This window comes from Candidatus Omnitrophota bacterium, from assembly GCA_028716165.1.
Taxonomy (GTDB): domain Bacteria; phylum Omnitrophota; class Gorgyraeia; order JABMRG01; family JABMRG01; genus JAQUQI01.
Map to the genome: position 1 here is coordinate 1 of JAQUQI010000027.1, position 3,090 is coordinate 3,090.

Here is a 3,090-nt window from a genome sequence, read left to right on the forward strand (position 1 = left end):
GGTGTTCCTCCTTTCATGTTTAAGCTTCAAGGCTATTCTTGAAAGCTTTTACTTCTAACAATGAAAGGATACACCCTTTTTTATTGGTATTTCAAGCTGAATTTACAGAGAACATTATACGTTACCTTAAAGGCGCAAAACAAGCGCAAAGCCTTCACAGCCGGCCAAAACCAGCACAAGACGTTAATTCTATTACAAACTAAAAGACTTTAGTTATTTATTATGGAGGGATAACAACTCTGAAATATGCCTGCGCCAAGCGAGCAAGCATGTCAAGGTGTCCGTTTTGCCTGATTATTTTTTAAGTTAAATTTGCGCGGGCCTTGGCGCGTAAAGAGATAATGATACCCGTCTGCGTCTGTCCGGGCATTGCCTTATTCACTCAAATTAAGCTCACGCCGCTGTCAATACAGCTAAAGAGACACGATGCCTTTCCTCTGCATGCTGGTAGTTTACGACTGTCGGCGTATTTGTATGCATTTACCTATCAGCTTCAACGCAACTTGAAAAACAGAGCGGGTTTATTAAAATAATCTTACTTAATTATTTTATGACGCTTGACCTATAGCACTAAGTACATCGGCCTCTCTTTTAACAGAATCCACTATTGAGACAGCCGTTCCTGCGGATGAAGACTTGGCCGGCTTTCCTGCCGGAGCCATGGACATAGACTCTATCTCTTTTCTTAAAATCCGCTTAAATTCAGCAGGCAGCATCTCTATGCTGGGGATCTGAACATGGTGTTCATAATTTTTAGAAACATACTCTACTCCTTCTCCTATGCCTATACCTATTACCTTTATGCCAAGGCTCTGGGCATTATCCAGGGCATCCCGGATGGGCATGCCTTTATTTCCATCGCCATCTGTTAATACGAGAATTATGTTTTTCTCCGCGGCATGGTTTCTAATGTCTTCAACAGCCGCATTCAAAGCATCGCCGTCTGCGGTAGCATAGCCTGTTGCCATTGAAGAGGATAGCTCTTCTATTAATTCGTTTCGCTCTTTTATCGTATCATAGCTTCTTCTTACATTAGCCTCTAATTGATTGCGGAAACCTTTGTGAAGATAGGTGTTGCTTCCAAAACCTCTTACATTAAAATCTATACCCAGATTCTGAAGCACATCCATAAACACAATAGAGGCTAAAAGCGCGTTCTCACCGCGCGCTCCTGACATGCTGACGCTTTCATCTATTACAAGGGTAAATTTTATGCCGCGTTTGGTAGGAACGATCCTGTCTCTCCAGTACCTGTCATCTGAATAACCCGACAATAATGATATAAAAAACCTGTCCCAATCAATATCTTTTCCTTTTCTAAGCCCGCTTTGCCACCTTGGTTTTGTATCTTCCCGTATTATGTTTGCCATCTGCCCTGTAAGCGCATGAACCAAGCGTTTTACTATATCAAGATTTAACTGATATCTGTTAAATGAGCTCTTTACCCTGTCCTCAAGGGCCTTCATTCTGGCAAATTTTTCCGCGTCAGATAAGCGCCTGCCTTCTTTCTCCCTATCCTGCCTCTGGCGTGTCAGCTCATCAGCGCGTTCCTGCTCTTTTTGTTTTTGCCCTAGTTTTTCTTTATTCTCTTTTTCCTTCTGCGTATCTTGCCAGCTCTTTGAGCCTTCTTTTGTTTTGTCTTTGAGTTCTTCTGAATATTTTCTTATTTCTTTTTCAAGCTCTTTTCTTATATCTTCAGGCAGGCTGTCTAAATCTATTTCTTTTCCTTCTCCTTTTTCTTTTTCTTCTCCTTCGCCTTTTTCTTTTCCTTCGCCCGGCTGTAATTTAAATCCTCCATCTGATAACTGCTCTGCCCTTTGCGCGAGCAGTCTTTTATATATAGGTAAAATCTCATCACGCATAATTTCCACCCTTAGCTTTGCCGCTGCCAATATCTCCATAGGCGTGGGCTCCTTATTAACCCTTAGGACTCCCTGTTCATCTCTTATCATAGGCAAGGCATTAAATACCCTATTAAGGGCGTCTTTTACCTTGTCGGTTTCAAGAGCATCTCTTGCGTCTCCTTTTAACATATCAGGCAATTGGCCGCGTTTACCATAATAGAGTATTCCAAAAACAAATTTTATATGCTCTGGTATGCCTTCGCCAAAACAGTTTTTCTGCCACTCTTGCTGATCCATGTTCTTACGGATTTTTTGAATATATTTATCAGCGCCCTGGACTAAATAGCCTGCCCAGTTTTCTATTGCGACATCTTCTGCTGCATTAAATAAAAGATTGGTAAGTTCGTCTAAAAAAGGCATAAAATCAATGTATCTTGTTCCATATCTATGCATTCCTTCATGAATCCCTAAACCCACAAGTTTATCAAGTTCTGTATCTAATATATCCGAAACAGGGTATATAAGCGTTTCTTCTTTCGGAGAATACGCCCAGTATTTGCCTGGCCTTATCTTGACTCTTCCTTCTGTTACGCGCTCAAAGAACGATTGATACGCGTTTATCTTATCAAGCAAAGCTTGCCGCTTAATCGGGTCTTTTTCAATATCTTCTATAAGCCTGTTTAATTCCTCATTGCTAAGCTCTCTTTTTGGCTTTTCTGTTTCGTCTTTTCCAGTTGCTTTTATCTGCGGCATTTGAATGCGCGGTAAGCTATCCTGCTCTCCTGTGCGGGCTAATGCTTTTATAAACTGTTGGCCCTGGTGCCCGGGTAAAATCACAGGAGCATTTACTCTTGGTGCCGGCGCAGGCGTTTGCGGCGGATAAGTTCCATCTGTAAACGCGTGTATAAGTCCGGTGCTTGTAAACGAAGTCGCATCATCAGATTTTAAGGCGCCTGATATATTATTTATATTCCCCGTTGTTTTAATCCCCGCCCTTTCAAGAAGTTCTTTTAATATGATAAACTGCTCCTCGCTAGTCTTCTCATTTACCCATGCAAGTTTAAACCTGTTTATAAAAGGGGCTGGCAGGGTATTTCTGCCAAGAGAGAGCCTGGTAACGCCCTGTATGGGGTTTAATGTGGCAAAGAGCCTGAAGTCAGGGTGGATGCTTACTTCTTCATGGGTCTTTGGATTGGTAAAATGCCCTTCATCAATCCACTCTGATATTACCTCTAAAAGACCTGTG

The 3,090-nt window shown here is 41.8% G+C and carries 1 protein-coding gene; it reads right to left on the reverse strand.

What is annotated here, in order from left to right; all coding sequences use genetic code 11:
* Positions 1–548: 548 nt before the first annotated feature.
* Positions 549–3,090: VWA domain-containing protein (locus tag PHV77_07580; protein MDD5505132.1), on the reverse strand; the 2,542-nt coding region annotated here is incomplete at its 5' end.